Origin of the sequence: uncultured Paenibacillus sp. (assembly GCF_963515335.1) — a bacterium.
Taxonomy (GTDB): domain Bacteria; phylum Bacillota; class Bacilli; order Paenibacillales; family Paenibacillaceae; genus Paenibacillus_I.
Map to the genome: position 1 here is coordinate 1 of NZ_CAUPYC010000010.1, position 19,418 is coordinate 19,418.

15 protein-coding genes and 1 pseudogene are annotated in these 19,418 nt (G+C 55.6%); 10 read left to right on the forward strand and 6 right to left on the reverse strand.

From position 1 onward, the window contains the following. The 6 genes from RWM61_RS05555 to RWM61_RS05580 all read right to left on the reverse strand — a co-directional run. On the reverse strand, positions 1-1,112 hold a 1,112-nt coding region (locus RWM61_RS05555; RefSeq protein WP_313998446.1), incomplete at its 3' end, for a beta-L-arabinofuranosidase domain-containing protein. 18 nt (positions 1,113-1,130) lie between these two features. Further along, positions 1,131-1,358, reverse strand: coding sequence for a hypothetical protein (locus RWM61_RS05560; protein WP_313998301.1), 228 nt, complete (start codon positions 1,356-1,358; stop codon positions 1,131-1,133). A gap of 12 nt (positions 1,359-1,370) precedes the next feature. Further along, positions 1,371-3,347 carry a beta-L-arabinofuranosidase domain-containing protein gene (locus tag RWM61_RS05565; protein ID WP_313998303.1) on the reverse strand — a complete coding sequence of 659 codons (1,977 nt, stop codon included), beginning with the start codon at positions 3,345-3,347 and terminating at the stop codon, positions 1,371-1,373. A gap of 24 nt (positions 3,348-3,371) precedes the next feature. Next, entirely contained in the window at positions 3,372-4,199 is an 828-nt protein-coding gene (locus tag RWM61_RS05570; RefSeq protein WP_313998305.1) for a carbohydrate ABC transporter permease, read from the reverse strand. A gap of 16 nt (positions 4,200-4,215) precedes the next feature. Next, positions 4,216-5,145, reverse strand: a complete 930-nt coding sequence (locus RWM61_RS05575; protein ID WP_313998308.1) for a sugar ABC transporter permease — start codon at positions 5,143-5,145, stop codon at positions 4,216-4,218. A gap of 75 nt (positions 5,146-5,220) precedes the next feature. Continuing rightward, positions 5,221-6,576, reverse strand: a complete 1,356-nt coding sequence (locus RWM61_RS05580; protein ID WP_313998310.1) for a sugar ABC transporter substrate-binding protein — start codon at positions 6,574-6,576, stop codon at positions 5,221-5,223. A 197-nt stretch (positions 6,577-6,773) separates the two neighbouring features. On the opposite strand from RWM61_RS05580, the gene RWM61_RS05585 reads away from it, so the two are divergent. From RWM61_RS05585 to RWM61_RS05630, 10 genes and pseudogenes are all read left to right on the forward strand, one after another. Next, positions 6,774-7,664: an AraC family transcriptional regulator gene (locus RWM61_RS05585; protein WP_313998312.1), complete on the forward strand. Its 891-nt coding sequence runs from the start codon at positions 6,774-6,776 to the stop codon at positions 7,662-7,664. A 645-nt stretch (positions 7,665-8,309) separates the two neighbouring features. Next, complete coding sequence (locus RWM61_RS05590; RefSeq protein WP_313998314.1) at positions 8,310-9,239, forward strand: helix-turn-helix domain-containing protein; 930 nt, start codon at positions 8,310-8,312, stop codon at positions 9,237-9,239. Between the two features lie 225 nt (positions 9,240-9,464). Then, positions 9,465-11,393 (forward strand): annotated as a pseudogene (locus RWM61_RS05595) (glycoside hydrolase family 43 protein); the annotation flags it as partial. Positions 11,394-11,503: 110 nt separating this feature from the next. Then, entirely contained in the window at positions 11,504-12,883 is a 1,380-nt protein-coding gene (locus RWM61_RS05600; protein WP_313998316.1) for a sugar ABC transporter substrate-binding protein, read from the forward strand. Between the two features lie 66 nt (positions 12,884-12,949). After that, entirely contained in the window at positions 12,950-13,870 is a 921-nt protein-coding gene (locus RWM61_RS05605) for a sugar ABC transporter permease (RefSeq protein WP_313998318.1), read from the forward strand. Positions 13,871-13,931: 61 nt separating this feature from the next. Then, a complete protein-coding gene (locus tag RWM61_RS05610; protein WP_313998320.1) occupies positions 13,932-14,756 on the forward strand; it encodes a carbohydrate ABC transporter permease in 825 nt (274 codons plus the stop codon). Positions 14,757-14,797: 41 nt separating this feature from the next. Beyond that, the gene (locus RWM61_RS05615; RefSeq protein ID WP_313998322.1) at positions 14,798-15,856 is read left to right on the forward strand and encodes a family 43 glycosylhydrolase; all 1,059 of its coding nucleotides are present in this window, start codon (positions 14,798-14,800) and stop codon (positions 15,854-15,856) included. 292 nt (positions 15,857-16,148) lie between these two features. Next, on the forward strand, positions 16,149-17,645 hold the full coding sequence (locus RWM61_RS05620; RefSeq protein ID WP_313998325.1) for a GMC family oxidoreductase: 1,497 nt from the start codon (positions 16,149-16,151) through the stop codon (positions 17,643-17,645). Positions 17,646-17,647: 2 nt separating this feature from the next. Next, on the forward strand, positions 17,648-18,415 hold the full coding sequence (locus RWM61_RS05625) for a TIM barrel protein (RefSeq protein WP_313998327.1): 768 nt from the start codon (positions 17,648-17,650) through the stop codon (positions 18,413-18,415). 151 nt (positions 18,416-18,566) lie between these two features. Further along, positions 18,567-19,409 carry a metallophosphoesterase gene (locus tag RWM61_RS05630; RefSeq protein WP_313998329.1) on the forward strand — a complete coding sequence of 281 codons (843 nt, stop codon included), beginning with the start codon at positions 18,567-18,569 and terminating at the stop codon, positions 19,407-19,409. Positions 19,410-19,418 lie beyond the last annotated feature (9 nt).

Sequence of the window (19,418 nt, forward strand, 5' to 3'; positions counted from 1 at the left end):
CCGCTGCCGCCCGCGCCGCTGCCGCCCGTGCCGCTGCCGCCCGTGCCGCCGCCCGTGCCACTGTCCCCGCCGCTGCTATCAGCGGCATCCCACGTATATTCCGCCGGAATGTACTGGGCCGCGATAATGCCCTCCTGATCTTGATAGAAGGCCAGGTTGGCATGGATCGTGTGCGCCTGCACGAGGGAGCCGTGGCAGCACCAGAAATGCTTGGTCGGCGAGCCCCATTTTTTCCGGGCCCCCGCATGAAGCGGGAGAAAGTACGTGATCATCCCGGTTTTCGGGTGCTGCTGCGCCAGAATCCCGTTGTAAAGATTGCGCTCGATATAGTCCAGATATTCCGATTGTCCGGTCCAGCGGAACAGAAAGTCGGCGAGGCGGATCATATTGTAGACGACGCAGTGCTCCTGGTTGCGCTCGCCGAGGCGCGCGGACAATTCGCCCGGAGGGCTCCAGATTTCGCCGTTCGTCTGGCTGCCCGTGCAGTAGAAGCCGCGATCCGTGACGGCGGACTTCCAGTACGCTTCGACAATGTCGCGCCACCGCCGCTCTCCCGTTACCTCGTATGCCCTCGCCGCTCCGTGTATTTCCGGAATCGTCGTATTGGCATGCATGTTGGTCAGAACGTCCTCGCCGCGCAGCAGCGGGTCGAACAGCCGATGGCGGGCATAGCGCCGCATGAGCTCCAGATGCTCCGGCTTGCCGGTGGCGCCGTACACATCGGCCCAAACCTCCATCATCGCGCCGGTCTCCACATCGAGCACATCGGCAAGGATTGCCTCATTCAAACCGCCGGTCCAGCGAAGGAACCAGGCGGACCAGTTGTCTATGATCTCCAGCGCACGGGTGCTGCCTGCATAGGCGTACATATCGTACAAGCCCATCAACGTTTTGTGCAGCGTATAGTGAGGCGCCCACACCTGCCGGCCTTCGGCGATCCAATGCAGATATTTCTCCGGAATGGAGCCGGCCCATTCGCCGCCGTTCCGGATCTGGCAGCGGCTGAGCTCCTCGACGATCCAATCCGCCTTGCCTTTGGCCTCGAGGTCTCCGGTCGCGGCATACAGCCTGGCGGCCGCCGACAGCCAATGGCCGAGAAAATGGCCGCGCAGCGCGCAGGCGGGCGATTCTCAGCCCAGATGCTGCGGCTCCCAATGCTCGTGCACATGGCCCGAGGGTTCGTACAGGTTGGCTTCAATATAGAAGTTTTGCAGCAGGTCGGCGCTCTTCAGGCTCATCACATAGCCGCGATTGAGCGCGGCCCGGGATTTGAACAAGCCCGTCAGGAGCTTCACATCCCCAAAGCGGGAGCCGCGAATCGAATGCTTTGATACAGCAGGCAGCGTGTTGGCGGGCATATGCGATTCCTCCTATCCGTTAGATCGAATCCAGACCGTCATTTCACCCGGCGTCCGGTTGCTCCAGGCGAAGTAGGGGATGGCGGTCACCGGCGCGGGCACCTTGCTCCAGCCATGCGTCGCATACAGGCGTTGCTCGTCTTCGGCCGGCACTTCGCTCCGCAGGCCGGTGCCGGTCACAATCGACACGCCGCCGAATTTGTGCTCATCGAAGTGAACATCGAACCTCGCGCCCTCGGGCAGCACGATATCCTGCAGGTTCGCGCCGTTGTCCTCCTCCTCGAGGCAGTAAACGACCGGGCCGCGCTGCAGGGCGACTTTGCCCGCATTTTCCCGCACGTTCGGGTGGGCGCGCACGAGCTCGACCGGCATATCCAGCGACAATTCGATCCGGTCGCCGGATTCCCAGGTCCGGGCGATCCGCACGTAGCCGCCTTCCTGCTCCGTAACGTCGACATGCTGGCCGTTCACGCTGATCGACGCCCCCTTGCACCAGCCTGGCACACGCAGCGCAATCGTGAACTCGGCGGGCTGCGCGGCCGTCACTTCCAGCGCGATCTCGCCGTTCCACGGGTAATTCGACTGCTGGGTAACCTGCACAGCCCGGCCGTCGATATCGAGCTCGAGCTTGCTGCCGATATACAGATGCACGTACAGCTCGCGGTCCGCCGCACTCGCGGAATAAATATATTGGCCGAGCGAAGCGATCAGGCGGGCGATGTTCGGCGGGCAGCAGGCGCAGCCGAACCAGGGCTGGCGGGTCACCTTCACGGTCGACATGTCATGGCGGAAGTTGGCGGTCGCCGGCCACACCTCGAGCGGATTGACGTAGAAATAGCTCTTGCCGTCCAGTGAAATGCCGCTGAGCACGCCGTTGTACAAGGCAAGCTCCATCACATCGGCGTATTCGCGACGCTTCTCGATCTGGAGCATGCGCTGCGCCCAGAACATCAGACCGATCGCCGCGCACGTTTCCGTGTAGGCGCGATCGTTCGGCAGATCGAACGGTACGGTGAAGCGTTCTTCGTATTCGGAGGAGCCGATCCCGCCGGTCACATACATTTTGGTGCGGACAACGTCGTTCCACAGCTTCCGGCAAGCCTCCAGCAGGGCAGTGTCGCCGCTTTCCACTGCCAGGTCGGCCATCGCGCTGTACAGATAGACGGCCCGCACGGCGTGGCCTTCGGCCGTCGTCTGTTCCCGAACCGGAAGATGCGCCTGGAAATAGTCGTATTCGCGCTTTTTGTTTCTCCTGCCCACCGGCGGCTGCTCGTTCCGCTCGGCCGCCTCCAGGTCGAAGAAATGCGGCTGCCGGCCGCGTTCGTCCACAAAAAATTGGCTGAGCTCCAAATATTTGCGCTCGCCGGTCGCCTGGTACAGCTTGACGAGCGCGAGCTCGACCTCGGGATGGCCGTCATAGCCGCGTTTCTGGCCGGGCTCGCCGCCGAACACGGTTCCGATGTAATCCGCATACCGGCTCATGATGTCGAGAAACTTCCGCTTGCCGGTCGCTTCGTAGTACGCCACGGCCGCCTCCATCAAATGGCCGGCGCAGTACAGCTCGTGATTGTCGCGCAGGTTCGTCCAGCGCTTGCCGGGCTCCTTGACCGTGTAATAGGTGTTCAGATAGCCGTCCGGCTGCTGGGCGCGCTCGAGCAGGTCGATGACCTCGTCCGCAATCCGCTCGAGCTGCGGGTCGCGGCGGCCGGAGAGGACGAAGCCGACCGTCTCCAGCCATTTGCCGAGATCGCTGTCCTGGAACACCATGCCGTAATATTCGCCTTCGGCTTCCCCGGCGGCAAGGCGGAAATTCTCGATCGTGTGGCTCGGCTCCGCGCCGGGAATTTCATCGTTCAAGGCCTGCCATTGATACGGAACGACCGTCTCGATAACGTTTTTCTCACGGGAGGACCAGAAGGCGTCCTGAATCGATACCTGCTTTAAAGATACGGCTTTCAGCGGCTGCGTTCGGTTCACCAATTTGCTCATGATCACTTGTCCTTTCGTCTTTCGTTATTCGCCCTTCAAACCGGAGAGCGTGACGCCTTTGATGAAGAAATCCTGCGCAAGCAAAAAGATAACGATAAGCGGGGCAATGGATATGACGGTGCTTGCCATCAGCACGGGCCAATCGGTCCCGTACATGCCCTGCATGGAAGCCAAGCCTAACGGAAGCGTCATTTTCGCCTGCGTGTTGATGTAAATGAGCGGAGCCAGAAATTCGTTCCACATGCCCATGAACACGAACACGCCGAGTGTGGCCATCGCCGGCTTGGACAGGGGCACGAACACCCGCCAATAGACGCCGAACGGCGAGCAGCCGTCGATTTTGGCGGCCTCCTCCAGCGAGCCGGGAATGGTGAGGAAAAATTGGCGCAGCAGGAACGTGCCGAAGGCCGATACCAGCGCCGGCAAAATGAGCGACCAATGCGTGTCGATGAGATTGTAGTTGCGCATGATGATGAAGTTCGGGATGAGCGTCACCTGCGCGGGAATCATCATCGTGGCCAGGTAGCAGCCGAACAGCAGATCGCGGTATTTGAAGCGAAGGCGGGCAAAAACGTAGCCTGCCATGGAGCTCGTAAGCAGCTGCGCGATCACGACGATGACGGTGATTTTCAGACTGTTCAGGAAGTACGTATCGAACGGAAACCGGTCCGATATGCGCAGGTAATTTTCCCACATGATTTTCTCGCCCAGAAGCCGGGGAGGGAAAACGAACACCTCGCTCAGCTGCTTCAATGAGGTGCTGATCGTCCATAGGAAGGGGATGATCATCGTGATTGCCCCGAGCATCAGAATAACGTGTGCGGTGATGTTGAGCGGCAAGCTTTTTCTCACGACTGCAGCCTCCTCCTTAACTGTCTCCCCATTTTCTTTGGCGCCAGAACTGGAACATCGTAATGACGAACATCATGAAGAACAGGATGTAAGCCATCGCGCTTGCATAGCCCATGTTGAAATATTTGAAGCCCTGCTCGTACAGGTAATGCACGATGACGGAGGTGGAGCGCGCGGGTCCGCCCTGGGTCATCAGAAAGATGGTGTCGAACACCTGGAACGAAGCGATGAACGACATGACGGTGACGAAAAAGGTGGTCGGCGACAGGAGCGGGACGGTGATGAGCAGAAATTTCTGATGCCATTTGGCTCCGTCCAGGTCGGCCGCTTCATAATAGTCGTCGGAGATGCCCTGCAGGCCGGCGAGGAAAATCAGCATGTTGAAGCCGAGATTTTTCCACACGCTCGTCAGGATGACCGCCGGCATCGCCCATACGGTGCTGGTCAGCCAATCGGGGCCGTCGACGCCGAACAGACCGAGCACATAGTTCATGATGCCGTACTCCGGGTTGTAAATGAACTGCCAGACGACCGCGATCGCGACCATGGAAGACACCACCGGTAAAAAGTAAGCCGCCCGGTAAAACTTTTTCAGGCTGATGCGGTCCAGCGCCGCGGCCAGGCATAGTGAGATGACGATGCCGAGCGGAACCGATACGGCCGAGAAATAGATCGTGTTCCAGAACACTTTGACGAACGTTTCGTCTTTCCACAAATCAATGTAATTCTGCAGCCCCACCCATACGACCGGGGTAAGCATATCCCAGGAAGTAAAGCTGAGAAAAAAGGAAGCAAATACGGGAATCAGAGTAAATGCCAGAAAGCCGAGCAGGTTGGGCAGCAGCAGCAGAAACGCCCAGGTGCCGTCCTTGTGAAACAATCGTTTGAGCGCGCTCGTTTGGCCGCCTGCATGCGCCAGCTGCCGGGCATCGACTCTCGGTTCCATCAGGCTGTTCTCCGCATTCATCGCGTTCCACCCCTTTGGAAGGGAGCCCGGGCAGCGCACCTGGGCCCCGTCCTGTTATTTTGCAAGCTCTGCATTCGCTCTCTTCTCAATGTTGGCCAACGTGTCGTCGACGGACTGCCCCGAGTACCAAAGCTTGTCGGTTTCCTCCGTAATGATGTCGTTGACGACGTTTTGCGTGATCAAGGTGAACGGATAGGCTTCGGCTTCCGCGAAGAACGACACCATTTCCTTGAATCCTTCCGGGTGGACGGCTTCGTTGTACCATTTGGCGATGCCTTCTTCGGTGTAGAGCGCCTTGCGGTTCGGCATCCACAGGCCTTCCTTGATCAGCTGGATCTGGTATTCCTCGGAGGAGAGGAATTCGATGAGCTTCCATGCCTCATCGGGATATTTCGTTGTGGCCGATGCCGCATGCAGATGCGCCTGGCCGTGCGTCTTCGCGGTTATGAAGCTCGGCAGCGGAGCGACGCCGACCGGGAAGCCCATCGTCGCAAGCTCCTGCAGCGCCCATGAGCCGTCGACGACCATCGCCACCTTGCCGGTTTGCAGCATCTGGTTCGGCTTCATGCCGATGCTTTCGAGCGTTTTGGCGGTAGGCGTCGCGCCGTCCTTGAGCCTGAGGTCGAGAATGCTCTGCATGACCTGCTTCGCTTCCGGCGTGTTGAGCGCCATCGCCTTGCCGTCTTCCGAGAAGATTTGCACGCCGTTGGAAAATAGTTCGGCGGTCGTCATATAGAAGTTCTCAAGGCCGAAAGCGCCGTATTGCGACACTTTGTCGCCGTCTTTTACGGTCAGCTTGACGGCGGCTTCCCTGAACTCGTCCCATGTCCAGGCTTCGCTCGGATTGCTCGGCGGATAGGGAATCTGTGCCTTGTCAAAAAGATCTTTGTTATAATAAAGTACAGGTGATACGGTAGTGCTGCTGATACCGTAAATTTTGCCTTCGATTTGCATGATTTGCGCCGCCGACGGGATGAATTCGTCAATCGACATGGCGCTTTCGAACCTGTCGGTCAAATCAAGCAGCACGTTGCGCTGCTGGAACGACCGGTATTCCGTCGCGCCGAGGTAGAACACGTCCGGCGCGGCGTTGCCCGCCAGCATCGTCAGCAGCTTCTGCGCATATTGCGCGCCTCCCGGAACCGGCTGGTACTCGACTTTGATGTTCGGGTTTCGCTGCATGAACGTTTCAAGGCCTTTTTTGACTGCCGCCGTTTCCAGCGGGCTCGCTTCCCAGCCCATGAATTTAAGCGTCACGACTTTCTCGCCCCCTCCGTTTGCCGTGCCGGAATCGTCGGCAGCGGCACCGGTGCTGCCTGCGTTGCCGGCCCCGTTCGTGCCGCCGCTCGAACAGGCGGATGCGACCAGGGCAAAGATCAGAAACAATAGCAGTATGTTCGCCTTTTTCAACTAATTGACCCTCCTCGTAATAGGATGAAGCCGTCGGTTTTTCTGAGATGAGGCAAGTAAATTGCAAGCGCTTGCAGTAATAATCATAACATCCGGAAATGCCGGTGTAAGTAGTCCCGAACCAACATTAGGTGGACAATAGTGACCAAAGATTCTAGCAAGGCAGTCAATCATTTTGAAGAAACGGGGTTGCGGAAATGAAATATTTGAGGGCGAATATCGAGAAGCCGATCGAGTTTTTGTCCTGCGGACAATTTTATTCGGATGTATCGTGGACGCACAGCAAGCGCATCGTGGATTCGTTTGAAATCATCATCGGGATCGAGAAGCGGCTGTATATTTCGCAGGGCGGGGAGAAATACGAGGTCAAGCCGGGAGACGTGCTGGTGCTGCTGCCCGGGGTGAGCCATGAAGGCTACCGGCCGTGCGAGGAGGGCGTGTCCTTTTTCTGGTTCCACTTTCTCGTCAGCGATTCGTACGGGATTCTCGATGAGGAGGGGCTGGACAAGGAGCTGGCCGTGCTGAACGAGCCGGATTCGCCGAAGCGCTGCTCGGATGTGTATTTGCCTTTATTTTACGCGCCGGCCGGCATCGAGCGGGCGAATATCCTTTTTCAGCAGCTGCAGCATATCGGCATGTCCAACTACTATACCCGGCAAGCCGCCCATTATATCGCGACCTTGCTGCTCATCGAGCTGTCGGATCAAATGATCCGGAATCGCCAGAGCTCCCCGGACAAATCGCAGGGAGATCGAAATATAGCGGAAATTATCGAATGGGTCCGCATCCATGCGCTGACCGACATTTCCGTGTCCGACGTGGCGGAGCAGTTCAAGTACAACAAAAATTATCTCTCGCGTTTTTTCAAGCGGAAGACGGGCTTCCACCTGCAGGAATACATCAACCTGATGAAAATATCGAAAGCGAAGGAGATGCTGACGAGAGGCTCCAGAAGCATCAAGGACATCTCCGAAAAAGTCGGCATTCAAGACGAGAAATATTTCATGCGGCTGTTTAAAAAATATGAAAGCATGACGCCCACCGAATATCGCAAAGCTTTCTACCGGATTCATCTGAACAACCACTAGGGATGCGAGACGGTTAGGTGGATAATATAGCACTTACGGTGGATTATAGTTTAAGGCCTTCCGACGTGACGGGCGCTTCGCTAAAGACCGGGCCGCGGATTTTGTCGTCCTCTGCCGAAGAACCGCCGCTGAGCGGCGGTGAGTCTTTCTTTCCGCGTAGCGGCCCTTAGCGCCGGTGAATAGATGGAGAACCTCCCGTAAATTTCACTGAGACAGGGAGGGGAAACAAACTGCCTTGAGAACCTCACGCTAATTTTGCTACCGGGTTGGGGTTAACCGAATACCGGTACAATTAGGAGGAGCTTTTCCGGTGCGCGCCTAGCCAGGCTAGGCACAACTATGGTGCTAGACTGACTGGGTGACCAAGGTGAAACGGAACACTTCGCTTTATCGCAAGGTAAAGGAATCTGGGCGGTGCTATGTCCCTGTTTCGGCGCGCCAGTTAATAAAGGAGAGCATGCCCGCTATCTGGTGGAACTGCGTGAAGAGATGGTGTTTAGCATTACCGGTTTATCCGAAGAAAAAGCGGATATATCACCCGGAGTCCTGTTGACGCTTTCATTCCTTCCCGATATAATAGTTTAAGAAAGATTGGTTTAATGCAATAATAGTTGCATAAATAGCTCGCCCGAAAGGAAAACATACATGTCCCGAGTTTGGACCATCACAATCGATGAATTCATCGAAGTCGCAAAGGCGCTTTCCAACGAAACGCGTATCGAGATTTTCAAACAAATCCAGCAGCGCAAAATGAATGTGAACGAGATCGCGGAAATGTTTAATCTGCCTTCCTCCACCGCTACGGTCAACATCAAGAAGCTGGAGGACGCGAAGCTCATCAAGACCGAGCTTATTCCGGGCCAAAGAGGCTCGCAAAAGGTTTGCTCCACTTTGTATGACCGCATGGTTGTCGTGTTGTCGGACAGCAGGGTGGAGAGCGATCCGAATTTCCGCTACATCTCCATGCCGATCGGCCATTATACCGACTGTGAGGCCCGCCCTTCTTGCGGTCTCGTCATGGAGAACGGCATCGTCGGCTACTTCGATGACCCGACGAGCTTTTACGAGCCGGATAAAGTGAACGCTCAGCTGCTATGGTTCAAGCAAGGCTATGTGGAATATCGTTTTCCGAACCGTACGCCTTACGACTGCTTGCTGACCGGCATAGAGGTGTCGATGGAAATATGCTCGGAAGCGCCGCTTCATAATCCGGATTGGCCTTCCGACATTACGCTCTGGATCAACGGTGTAGAGACGGGCACTTGGCAGAGTCCGGGCGACTTCGGAGGGGAGCGCGGGCTGCTGACGCCGGTATGGTGGGAAACGCATATGACGCAATACGGCTTGCTGAAAAAATGGCGGATTACACCCGGCGGTACGTTCGTAGACGGCAAACGGGTATCGGAAATTACGGTGAGCGACCTCGGCATCAACGGCAAGCATTCTTTTACGGTGCGGGTCGGCGTTAAAGCCGATGCCGCGAACCAGGGCGGCCTGAATTTGTTCGGGCGCAAATTCGGGAACTATGATCAGGACATTCTGCTGAGACTCGATTATGAACCGAGACGAACCTAAGCGTTGCTTGCGCTCTCAATCCTGTTCAGGGGATTGAGAAAAAAATGATCATTGTCTCACTTAAAGCGGAATTAAAACAATATTTTGATATCGATTGCGAAGGGAAGCTGAGGAGCGGTTTTACTGTGGCATGTAAGCGCTTAATAAACCTGAAAGGCGGTTAGGTAAATGCGGCGTTTGTTGGATATACAGAATGAGACGTAAGAAGATGCGGATCATGGCGACCCTGCGGTCCTGAAATATAACGGAAAATACTACATGTACCACACCGGCGCGCTTCAAATACCGGTATACAGCTCGGAAGATCTCGTGAACTGGCGCAAAGAAGGCGTCGCCTTCGAGGCTGTTGCCGATCCGCGGCATTGGGCCCAAATCGATTTGTGGGCGCCCGAGGTCGTTTATGAGAACGGCACGTTCTACATGTATCTCGCGGCCGCCATGCGGGACGACAACGGGCGGGGCAATGACGGGATTCGCAGAATCGGCGCGGCCGTATCGTCCGATCCATGCGGCCCGTTCATCGCCATGGAGCGGCCTTTGACCGAAGAATGGTCCATCGACGCCCATCCGTTCAAGGACGAGGACGGGGTCTACTATCTGTACTACAACGTTCGAAACCGGTATACGACCGGACCCGGCGGGGTTATCGGATGCGGAAACGTCGTGGACCGGATGATCGATATGACGACGCTTGCCGGCAATCCGACGCTCGTGGTTCGGCCTGACGGCAGGCATGAAGGCAACAAGGAGGGGACATGGTATTGGAACGAAGGGCCGTTTGTGCTGAAGCGAGGGGGAACGTATTACCAAATGTACAGCAGCGGTTTTTTCGGGGACGATACCTATCGGGTTTCTTATGCGACCTCCCCCGTGCCGATCGGGCGGGGAGGCATGACGGACAAGGGCTGGGCAAAGCGGCGATCCGGCAAATCTGTGCTCGGCACGACCGAACATTGCCAGGGACCGGGGCACCATGTCGTTGTGCAAGGACCGAACGGTGTGGATCAAATCGCCGTTTATCACGGATATTCGCCCGGCCGCAAGGGCAGAAAGGTCAGGATTGACCGGCTGTATTGGAGCGGCGACCGAATAATCGCAGCGGGACCGACGACGGATGAGCAGCCGTTGCCTTCGCCGCCCGGATTTTGTGACAGGTTTGTTTCGGAAGCGCTTGCGGCGCGATGGAGGGCGGCGGACGGAGAGTGGCAGACGGGGCAAGGCGTGTTGGTATCTGCCGGCCGGGAAGGCTCCGTCGCGCTGATCGGCGGAACGGACTGGAGGCATGCCGTTGTCCAGGCTTCTGTGCGCTGCGGCCCTCATGCGGCGGGGATATGGATACAAAGCGGCGACGGCGAGTTTCGATTCTCCGTTATGATCGATCCGACGGCGCGCTGCGCCAGAATTCGCCAGCAGTTCGGCGATGTTGAACAGGCGGCCGTATGTCCGCTGTGGCCGGGCTTCGATTATGCCGTTTATCATGAGCTGCGGCTGGAGCGGAACGGAACGCAGGTTCTTATTTATGTCGATCAACGTTTGGTTCGGGCATGGGATCTGACCGCCGGGGCGATGCCCGATAAGGAGGAGAGCATGCTTGGAATTGCGGCGGAGGGAGCCGGCTCGGCGTTTGCTTTCGTATCGGCCACGCATCATTTTCACGATGACCTGGCATTATGGCCTGCCGAGGGATCGGCCCGGAGTTCGGAGGCGGGACTCTTCGCGAGCGGCAATGCGGCAGGCGGTTACAGCCGCTTGAAGGAAGACTGGCTTGCCTCGCGGTATGAAATGCAAGTGTCGCTTCGCTTGCACACGGACGGGGGCGAGCATCCGGCGGCAGGCATTTATGCGGCCTATTTCGATCAAATAAACTACGTATTCCTGTATCCCGACGGTAAAGAAGGAACAGTCGGTCTTCGAACGGTCAGGGAGGGGATCGCGGTAGAAGACCGGACTTTGGCTCCGCCGGGTACGATTGTCGACGGCTGGAACCATTTCAGAGTTCGGAGGGTCCGCGGCACGTTGCGGATTGATGTCAATGCGGCGCAAATCGCCGTCTTATCATACGATACGGATCTTCCTTCAAGAGCGGGTATTCGCGTTGAAAAAAGCGCGGGTGCGTCATTTGGCGGCTGGATTGTGACGGAGCTGCCCGATTGACCGGGCGGTTCCCATTCCAACAAGGAGGTGAACCGGTTTCCGATCGCGCCGTCAGATTCTAGAAGCAGGCACTGATTATTTTCTAAAACTATTCAGAAGGGTGAAGGTCAATGAAAAAAACGTTGGTTTTCGTATTCTCCCTGGTATTGATTTTTGGTTTGTTGGTCGGCTGCGCCAAAGCTCCGGAATCGTCAAACGCGCCGGCAGAGGGAAATGCAGCGGGTCCGGACGCGGCCGAGCCGCAAAACGACTCCGGCACGGCACCGGCTGCCGGCGAGCAAGTAAAGATCAGGTTTTCCGGATGGGGAGGACCGGAGGAGAAGGATGTGTTTACGAAGCTGCTGCAAAGCTTTGAGTCCAAAAATCCGGATATCAAAGTGGAATACATTCACGTCCCCGCCGACTATACCGGCAAAATGAACACGGTACTGGCCGGCGGCAACGCTCCGGACGTGTTTTACGTGCCTGACGGCGATTTCGGCCGTTGGGTCAGCACCGGGCTTCTGCTCAACCTCCAATCCATGGTCGATGGAAGCGGGATCAACATCGGCGATATGTGGGAGTCCGGACTCAACCGATACAAGTACGACGGTCAAAATCTGGGCCAAGGCGACCTTTATGCCCTTCCGAAGGATATCGGTCCGACCGTGCTTTACTACAATAAGAAATTGTTCGATGACGCAGGAGTGCCATATCCGAGCGCCGAAACGCCGATGACATGGGAACAGCTTGTCGAAATCGGCAAAAAACTGACCAAGGACACGAACGGGGACGGCAAGCCCGACCAATACGGCATCGGCCCGATCTGGTGGGAAGGCTTCGTGCGCGCGAACGGCGGCGAAGTGCTTAACGAATCGCGCACCGAGTTCATCCTCAACAGCAAGGAAGCGACGGATGCGCTTCAATTCGCGGCCGACCTGCGCTACAAGTACGGCATTTCTCCCGATTCCCGCGCTTTGCAGGCGATGAACGACGGCCAGATGTTTGAAACGGGCAAGCTCGCGATGCAAATCCAAGGCCGCTGGCAGGTACCGGCTTACCGCAAGCTTGACTTTGACTGGGATGTAGCTCCGCTGCCCACCGGCGGCAAATGGAACGGCTGGAGCGGTTCCGTAGGCTTCTCCGTTTACAGCAAATCGAAGAACCCCGAAGCGGCCTTCAAGCTGATTGAATATCTTGCGGGTGAGGAAGGCCAGAAGCTGCAGTCCGAGCTGGGCTTCGCGATTCCGAACTTCAAATCGATGGCGGACAGCGATGTTTTCCTGCAGCCCGGGCAGAAGCCGGCGAACGCGCAGGTGTTCATCAAAGCGGCCGAGAATCAAGCGGCGGGTCCATGGACGTATACGCCGAATAACAAGTGGTGGGATATCGTGAATCAGAAAATCGGCCAGCTTTGGGACGGTAAAAAGACGGCTGTAGAGCTGATGAACGAAATCAAGCCGGAAGTCGACAAGGCGCTTAGAGAAGGCAATCCTCAACTTTTCCAATAATACCTGCACGACTGAACAACGGGAGGGGGGCATACCTCCCCTCTTCACGAAAGAAGGTGCGCTGATATGGAACCGACCGTGCCCGCGGCGGGTGGCGCCGAGCCGGCGCTTCGCAAGCGCCGCGTCAAAGCGGAATATTTGTGGGCTTATCTGTTCATTGCTTCGCCGATAGCCGGTTTTTTGCTTTTCGCGCTGATTCCGATCGGATATTCCGTTTATGTGAGCTTTACCAAGTTTGATGTGTACAATCCGCCGACGTTCAACGGCGTCGACAATTATGGCAAGCTGTTCGCCGACCCGCTTTTTTGGAAAACGATGTACAACACGTTTTACGCGGCGCTGGGCATCCCGCTCGGAATGGCCGTATCGCTCGGCATCGCGCTGGCGATGAACCGGAAGATCGTCGGGATCAATTTTTTCCGTACCGCTTTTTTCTTGCCGACGATCAGCTCGGTGGTTGCGTTGACCTTGCTTTGGAAATGGATCTTCAACGCGGACTTCGGCCTGCTGAATTATTTCTTGGGCCTGGCCGGTATCGACGGCCCGGCTTGGCTGAACGATGAAGCATGGGCGATGCCCTCGATGATTATACAAGGCGTATGGGGCGGCCTCGGCTTCAACATGGTGCTGTATTTGGCGGCGCTGCAGGGTGTGCCGGGTTCGCTGTACGAAGCGGCGGATATCGACGGTGCGAACGGTTGGCAGAAATTCCGCTACATTACGGTGCCCGGGATATCGCCGACTACGCTTTTCATTCTGATTACGTCGATTATCGGGGCGCTGCAGGATTTTCCCCGGTTTATGATCATGACGGAGGGCGGTCCGAATTACTCCACGACGACCATCGTTTATTATTTGTTCCTCAATGCGTTCCGCTATATGGATATGGGATTTGCATCCGCCATGGCCTGGGTGCTCGGCATCGTCATCATGATTATTACGGTGCTCAATTTCTGGCTGTCGAAAAGATGGGTTCATTACGATTGAAGGGAGAAGGAGCATGTCAACCGCAACCTTAAACAGCGTAAGCCGCTCAAAGACTGTGCGAATGAAGGAAGCAATCCGCACAACGCTCGCTTACCTGCTTCTTATCATCGGCTCGCTGATCATGGCCGTTCCTTTTTTGTGGATGCTCTCTACATCCCTCAAGCCGGAAGGAGCCGTCTTCGCGATGCCGCCCCAGTGGATTCCCGAAGACTTCGTATGGGAGAACTATTCCTTTGTGCTGACCCAGGCAAGCCTGCTCGGCGGATTTATGAATACGCTGCTTGTCATCATTCCGCCCACACTGATCGGATTGTTTACGAGCGCGCTGGCCGCTTATGCTTTCGCGCGCATGCGGTTTCCGGGGCGCAGCGTGCTGTTCCTTGCCTTGCTCGCCACGATGATGATCCCCGGTGTGGTCACGATGATCCCGACGTTCATTCTGTTCAAAAGCATCGGCTGGCTGGACAGCTGGAAGCCGCTCATGATCCCCGGCATGTTCGGCGCGGCCGCGGCGGTGTTTTTTCTTCGGCAGTTTTTCAAGACGATTCCTGCGGAGCTTGAAGATGCGGCGAAAATCGACGGCCTTAATCCGTTTTCCATCTTCCTCCGGATCATGATGCCGCTGTCGAAGCCGGCGCTCGCGACGCAGGCCATATTCGGGTTTCTGGGCGGGTACAACGATTTTCTCGGTCCGCTCATTTATCTCAACAGTCCGGAAAAATATACGCTGCAGCTGGTGTTGGCTTCGTTCCAAGGCTTTTATAACGCGGAATGGACGCTGATCATGGCCGGCTCGGTGCTTGCGCTAATCCCCACCGTGCTGCTGTTCTTTTTCGCGCAGCGCTACTTTGTCGAAGGCATCACGATGACAGGGATGAAAGGCTGAAACCTCAGCCGGCAACACACGCGAAAGGGGGAAACACGATCTTGCGCTGCCGAAGGTTTGCAGTGCTGGCCGCGGTCATATTGGGGGCGGTCATCGCGGGCTGCTCGTCCGGCAAAGAGCCGTCGTATCGTACGTCATCGTATCAGAATCCGGTATTCGAACCGGTTTTTGCGGATCCTTCCGTCATTCGGGCAGACGACGGCCTTTTCTACGCGTACGGCACGGAGGACGATTGGGGAGACGGCGAGGGAGCCCGTTTGATCCCGATTTTGAAATCCGAGGATCTCGTCACATGGAGCGTCGCCGGCGAGGCGTTCGCCGAGAAGCCTTCATGGAAAGATGAGGGTGGACTGTGGGCCCCCGACATTTCCCGGTTCAACGGCAAATATTACTTGTACTACTCGTTTTCCACGTGGGGCGATCCGAACCCGGGCATCGGCGTCGCCGTGGCGGACTCGCCGACCGGTCCTTTCGAGGACCGGGGCAAGCTGTTCGACAGCGAAGAGATCGGGGTCGGCAACTCGATAGACCCGTTTTTGTACATGGAAGGCGACACTCCCTATCTGTTTTGGGGCAGCTTTCAGGGCATATACGGGATTGAGCTCGGCAAAGACGGATTTGCAACGGCGGGCGAGCCTTTCAAGATCGCGGGCGGCAGCTTCGAGGCGACTTACATCGTGAAGCGGGACGGCTATTATTATTTCTTCGGTTCGCTAGGCTCCTGCTGCGAGGGGGAGAACAGCACCTACCGCGTAGCTGTCGCGCGCGCCCGATCCCTCATGGGACCTTACCTGGACAAGGCGGGAACCAATATCGAGGTGTCCGACGGTACACTCGTGCTGGCCGGAGAATTTATGCCGGATGGGCCGGGCAAGCATTTTGCGGGTCCCGGGCACAACTCGATCGTGCAGGACGACAAGGGCAAGGACTGGATCGTTTATCATGCGGTCGACATCGGTTATCCGAGGCTGGGCAACGGGGCCGCCCGCCGGCCGCTCATGATCGATCCGATCGAGTGGAAGGACGGCTGGCCGTCGATCCGCGACGGGCTCCCCAGCAGGGACGTCCGCGACGACGGGCCCTCCATGCGACTGAAATAGCACCTGGCAGCAAGCTGGCCATCGAGGACTGGGTCGAGCGCGAGGTCGTCATTCCCGATCTCCCGGCATTTGAAGTTCAGTACGGCTATCGGGTCACGGATTTTCTATTGGAGTTGTGAACAAGCACTTTGTTTCCGCAGGAAACAAGTGCTTATTTGCACATTGAAACGGATGAAAGCATTCAACGCGAAGTGTTTCAAGCCTAAATGGCGTTCATAATTGAAGGTTGAATTGAATAGTGATGTAAAAAATGAACGAATCGAAAAACAGGAAGAAAGCGGGAGGCTCTTTAATGCCGGAAATCCCTTCTTGTGATACGGTTGTTTCTTATAGCGCTGAAGAGTATTTGGACCAGTGGATCCCAATCACTTCGATCGAAGAGATGGCCGAAAAGGAATATGATGTCATTATTGTCGGGACGGGAGCCGGAGGCGGCGCCGTTCTCTGGAGATTATGCGAGCAGTGGGGGAAAAGCGGCAAGCGAATCGCTATTGTGGAGGCCGGCGATCTGTTGTTGCCGACCCATGCGCAAAATATACCGACGCTAAACGGTAATCGCAGAGACCGATTTATTAGAAATCCGAAGTTGTGGAAGCCGATAAATACAGCAAATCCTGAAGGTATGGGTGACATTATTTTGCCTTCACCGGCTCCCAACTATTTTGATGAATTTACCGCATTAGGCGGAAGAACAATGATTTGGGGCGCGGTTACTCCCCGTATGCATTCGGTTGATATTGCCCAATGGCCTGTTTCTATGGCTGAGATGAACCGTTATTATACGATTGCAGAACAGGTCATGAATATTTCTCAAAACTACGGCAAGGATTCGTCCTTGTCGGAAATCGTTCTCAATCGTTTATTGAATAACGGATTTCCCGAATCGATGCTTCTTCCGATGGCTGTCGACCTGCAGCCGACTCAATACGGCTCTGTTCATTCCAATGTATTTTTCAGTTCGATGGTTTTTTTCGCTTGGGCGTCAAGTTTAGGGAGCTTTGATTTGGCGGTCAAAGCACGTGTGATTAACGCGCTGGTCGAAAATGGGAAAGCGGTCGGTGTACTGGCGATGACACGGGATAAAAAGGCTTACCGCTTAAAAGGAAAAACCGTCGTCTTATCGGCAAGCACGTTCGAGACGCCGCGTATTTTGCTTCATTCCGGCATTTCCGGAAGAGCGATCGGTCATTATTTAACAACCCATTCCAGGGTAGAAGGCCTGGTAACCTTTCAAACCGCCGATTTCCCTGAAATACCGGGGACAACGGCTGTTTTGATTCCGAGTACGGCGGAGCGCGATTATCAAATTCAGATCGGCTATTTACATTATTTGTATGAACCAAGACCTGTACTTAAGGAAACGGTGGTCTGGTTCGGTGCGTCCGGGGTCGTGGAATCCCGCTTTGAGAACTATGTGGCGCCAAATCCTCACCGACTGGATGAATACGGTGTTCCCAAGATGGAAGTCCAATTCTCATACAGTGCCAAAGACGAGGCAATCATCCGATTGATGGGTGAAGGAGTCAAGCGGGCTGCGAACGCTTCGAAAGGAGCGTTAACATCGCTTTGTTCACGTGTTCCCGGCCTCGTCTATCATGATATGGGAACGTGCCGCATGGGGTATGATCCCGCTGCCTCCGTAACGAATCCGTACGGTCAGGTTCACGGCGTGCAGGGACTTTATATAGCCGACAATAGCGTAATCCCGACGAGCGGCACGGCGAACCCCACACTCACTACTGTGGCCCTGGCTATTCGTACGGCAGACGATCTGATGAAAAGGGGTTAGCCATGAAATTCTCGGTTAATATTGAATCCGTCTATGCCGGCAAAGATTTTGTACAGGGCATGAGAGAGGTTAAACAGTTGGGATTTCATGTGTTTGAGTTCTGGAGCTGGTGGGATAAAGATTTACAAGCAATTAAGACCGCTAAAGAGCTCCTTCGGCTTCAATTGTCCGCTATTGTTACAAAATTCATCAGTTTGACGGATCCCGCAAAAAGGCAAGAATACGTGGAAGGCGTCAGACAAACGATAGGTGTCGCCAAGATGCTCGGATGCAACACGATTATTTCTCAAGTCGGACAAGAGATTGTCGGCATTTCCCGTGAAGAACAGCACGACAGCATTGTAAATGGATTGAAAGCCTGCGTGCCATTCCTTCAACAATCAGGAATGATGTTAGTCATTGAACCGCTTAATACGCTTGTTGACCATATGGGGTACTACTTAGACAGTTCGAAGGAAGGATTTCAAATTGTTGACGAAGTAGGAAGTTTTTACGTCAAAGTAATTTATGACATCTACCACATGCAAATGATGGAAGGCAATATTATTTCTACGATTGCCAATAATATTGATAGAATTGGGTATTTTCACGTTGCCGGAGTCCCCGGTCGACATGAACCCTATACCGGTGAACTCTTTTATTTGAATATTTTCAAAGCGATTGAGGCAACAGGTTTTAATGGGTATGCGGGATTGGAGTATTTTCCGGAGGAAGCTCCTGCGTTGGGGCTTATGAAATTTCTTCATTGGGTAAGGTCGGTCGGACTATGATGAAGCGTGCTCCATGGGCGCGCTTCTTTGCCTTTACGCCGCCGCCTTTTACAAAAACTACTTCTGCGCTTAACAATGAGTCAATACTGCGCCTGTACCATGAATAACGAAAGAACAAACAAATTCGCGATAACCGGGAGGAGATCGTACAATGAAGCTGGTATTGATGGGAGATTTGCATTATCACGATATCGATGCAACCGTTGCGGGATGGCGGGAGGCGCGCGCCGCTTTCTATGAAACCTTGCTGGGACGATTTCTGGAGTTGGACGCCGACTTCCATATTTCGCTCGGAGACCTGACGAATTACGGAACGACGATGGAGTTGCAGGAAGTGTATGAGCTTCTGCGCCGCAAGGAACGGACGTTTATTCACGTACTGGGCAACCATGACCTGTATGCGCAAACGAGGAGAGAAGTGCTTGCGATCACGGGCGGCCAGCGTTACCACGCGATCGACACCGATAAAGCGATGCTGGTGTTCCTGGACTCCGCCAAAGAGATGGATTACGAGGATTGGGGCGGCTCGATCGACGGCGAGCAGCTGCAATGGTTTGAGGAGATGGTCATAGCGTCCGGCACAAAGCCGCTGCTTGTGTTCGCCCATCACCCGGTTTACAAGACGACGGCGAGATCGGAGACGGATAAAGGCTCGATCCATCCGAGCATCGACATGTGGCGCATTCTGAGCCGGAAGGAAGGCAAAGGCATTTATTTCAACGGCCACACGCATGTGGATTCGATCGTGAAGCAAAACAACTGGGTGTTCGTACAATTGTCGGCCTGCCTGGACCAGCACGGCTTCCGGGTTGTAGACATCGCCGAAGAAGAGGTTCGCATTACCGCGGTGGATGTGGCGGAGGCGGGAGTACTGGAGCATGCGCCGACACTCCACAAGCATATGAAGCATTTTACGCATAATCCGAACGCGCGGGGCACCGACACGGACCGCGAGGTTGTCGTCCCCTTGCTTACAGCCGTACAGCCGAGTTAGGGGCGCCGC

Excerpts from the sequence above, each read along its gene's own strand:
- RWM61_RS05590 (WP_313998314.1), top strand. The coding sequence starts at position 8,310 with ATGTCCCGAGTTTGGACCATCACAATCGATGAATTCATCGAAGTCGCA.
- RWM61_RS05585 (WP_313998312.1), top strand. The coding sequence starts at position 6,774 with ATGAAATATTTGAGGGCGAATATCGAGAAGCCGATCGAGTTTTTGTCC.
- RWM61_RS05605 (WP_313998318.1), top strand. The coding sequence starts at position 12,950 with ATGGAACCGACCGTGCCCGCGGCGGGTGGCGCCGAGCCGGCGCTTCGC.
- RWM61_RS05610 (WP_313998320.1), top strand. The coding sequence starts at position 13,932 with ATGAAGGAAGCAATCCGCACAACGCTCGCTTACCTGCTTCTTATCATC.
- RWM61_RS05625 (WP_313998327.1), top strand. The coding sequence starts at position 17,648 with ATGAAATTCTCGGTTAATATTGAATCCGTCTATGCCGGCAAAGATTTT.
- RWM61_RS05560 (WP_313998301.1), bottom strand. The coding sequence starts at position 1,358 with ATGCCCGCCAACACGCTGCCTGCTGTATCAAAGCATTCGATTCGCGGC.
- RWM61_RS05565 (WP_313998303.1), bottom strand. The coding sequence starts at position 3,347 with ATGAGCAAATTGGTGAACCGAACGCAGCCGCTGAAAGCCGTATCTTTA.
- RWM61_RS05630 (WP_313998329.1), top strand. The coding sequence starts at position 18,567 with ATGAAGCTGGTATTGATGGGAGATTTGCATTATCACGATATCGATGCA.
- RWM61_RS05600 (WP_313998316.1), top strand. The coding sequence starts at position 11,504 with ATGAAAAAAACGTTGGTTTTCGTATTCTCCCTGGTATTGATTTTTGGT.
- RWM61_RS05620 (WP_313998325.1), top strand. The coding sequence starts at position 16,149 with ATGCCGGAAATCCCTTCTTGTGATACGGTTGTTTCTTATAGCGCTGAA.
- RWM61_RS05575 (WP_313998308.1), bottom strand. The coding sequence starts at position 5,145 with ATGGAACCGAGAGTCGATGCCCGGCAGCTGGCGCATGCAGGCGGCCAA.